General features: G+C 70.6%; 3 protein-coding genes and 1 riboswitch. Of the genes, 2 read left to right on the top strand and 1 reads right to left on the bottom strand.

Annotated features, from left to right (window positions below):
* Positions 1 to 29 precede the first annotated feature (29 nt).
* Positions 30 to 434: a hypothetical protein gene (locus tag AB0L75_RS44125; protein WP_365191931.1), complete on the bottom strand. Its 405-nt coding sequence runs from the start codon at positions 432 to 434 to the stop codon at positions 30 to 32.
* A 161-nt stretch (positions 435 to 595) separates the two neighbouring features.
* Positions 596 to 712, bottom strand: a riboswitch (glycine riboswitch).
* Positions 713 to 914: 202 nt separating this feature from the next.
* Between AB0L75_RS44125 and AB0L75_RS44120 the strand changes: the two genes are divergently transcribed.
* Positions 915 to 1,286, top strand: coding sequence for an ectoine synthase (locus AB0L75_RS44120; protein WP_020624813.1), 372 nt, complete (start codon positions 915 to 917; stop codon positions 1,284 to 1,286).
* A gap of 83 nt (positions 1,287 to 1,369) precedes the next feature.
* Positions 1,370 to 1,853 (top strand): YoaK family protein (locus AB0L75_RS44115; RefSeq protein WP_365191930.1); only part of this gene is annotated, 484 nt, incomplete at its 3' end.

The raw sequence follows: 1,853 nt of genomic DNA, 5'->3' as shown, positions 1-1,853 counted from the left end.
CGGTGAAATCGGCTGAAAACGGCGGTGGTTCATCCGGAGTTTGCCGCGAGTTTCCTGTAGGCCGTGTACCAGGCCGGGTTCTCCAGCACCTTGCGGAGGATGACGCCCGGGGTGACGGTGTCCGAGAAGCCCTGCCCGATCATCTGGGTCTTCATGACGTTGCGGCCGGCGATCTCGCGCAGCTGCTCCAGGACCGCGGACTCGGTCAGCGGGGCGGGCAGCTCGAGGGGCTTCGGCTGGCGGATGCCGGCGGGGACGGCGGTGTCCACGAGGGCCTCGAGCGAGTCGTAGCCCAGGGTCTGCAGCATGTGCTCGACGTCCGCGGGGCGCGGGCCGATGTGGCGGGCCACGAAGGGGGCCGAGGCGGTGTCCTTGGGCTCGACGCGCTCGTGGGGCAGCGCGGTCGTGCTCTCGGTGGTCTGGGGGCTGGTCACGGGGTACCTCCGGGGGATCCTGCCGTGGTCACGGCGTGGGTCTGCTCCTCCCCGCTCTGTCATGGACCTGAGAGTTTCCGACGCCCGGGTGGGCGGCTTGCACCGTCGGTGGTCTCGGTCCGGACGCGGGCGCGGCGGAGTGAGACGCTTTCCAGAGCGCCTGACCCCACGCGGTACGGATGCCTGAGAGATTCCCGGGGAGGGTTTGCTCCTTCGGCGGCCTGCTCACGCGGCCGGCCGGGGCAGGACGCGCGCCGACGCTCTCCCGCGCGGGGCATGCGGCGTGCCGTCAGTATCCCACACGTGTAGGCCGTGTCACAGTGCGACCGGGAGGGGTCGAGACGGGGCGTGTCGAGGTCTTTCGTTGATGAAACGGGCGCCCGGGAGGGGTTGAGTCGCCCCACGCGCCCGTGCCTACTGTGGCGAGGACGGGCGGGCGTGTTCCTCCGCCCCGGAGCCGACCGAGGGAGCGATCCACCCATGTACACCCGCAGCCGGAACGACGTCGAGAAGGTCGAGTGGGGCGGAGGCACCTCCGAACGCCTCATCACCGCGAAGGACGAGATGGGCTTCGCCGTCGCCCACACGATCGTGCGCGCCGGATCGTCCTCGAAGCTCCAGTACCGCAACCACCAGGAGGCCTGTTACTGCATCGCGGGCAACGGCTCCGTGGTGGAGCCGGACGGCACCGTCCACGAGATCACGCCGGGTGTCATCTACGTCCTGCCGGACCACGAGCCGCACGACCTGCGCGGCGGCACCGAGGACATGCACCTGATCTCGGTGTTCAACCCCGCCATCACCGGCGACGAGAAGCACACCCTGTCGGAGGACGGCTACTCCAGCTACTGAGCCCGGGCACGGTGACGGGAGGCGTCGACGACGGCGCCTCCCGCGTCGGCGCCGACGGCGGCGTCCGGTCGTAGGGTGGCGGGGTGCTCAACCTGTGCGCCCCCGAGCGTACCGTGCGCCGCAACACCCACCTGGCGCTGGTGCTGACCGCGATCGCGGGGATCCTCAACTCCGTGGGCTTCGTCGCCGTGGCCACGTACACGTCCCACATGACGGGGATCGTGGCGTCCATGGCGGACGCGGCGGTCCTCCACGCCCCGGGTCTGGTCGGCACGGGCCTGCTCGCGCTGGCCATGTTCATCCTGGGCGCGGTCGTCTGCGCGCTGGTGTTCAACTGGGGCCGGGTCAACGGCCTCCGGTCGCGGTACGCCAACATCCTCCTGCTCGAGGGCGTCGGCATGCTGGTGTTCGGCCTGCTCGCCGAGCACGTCCGCGATGCGCACCGGCCGCTGGTCGTGGTGGCCGTGCTGTGCTTCACCATGCCGGCTTCAGACCGGTACGGAGGGTGCCGACACCGAAGTAGCGCGGGTCGTCACCGTCGGCGCCCTTGCTGGTGTCCCGGCCCAG

The sequence above is a fragment of the Streptomyces sp. NPDC052101 genome, from assembly GCF_040680235.1.
In the GTDB taxonomy this organism is placed as follows: domain Bacteria; phylum Actinomycetota; class Actinomycetes; order Streptomycetales; family Streptomycetaceae; genus Streptomyces.
Note: the sequence above shows the minus strand (reverse complement) of the source record. Positions and strands in the feature narration are given on the sequence as shown.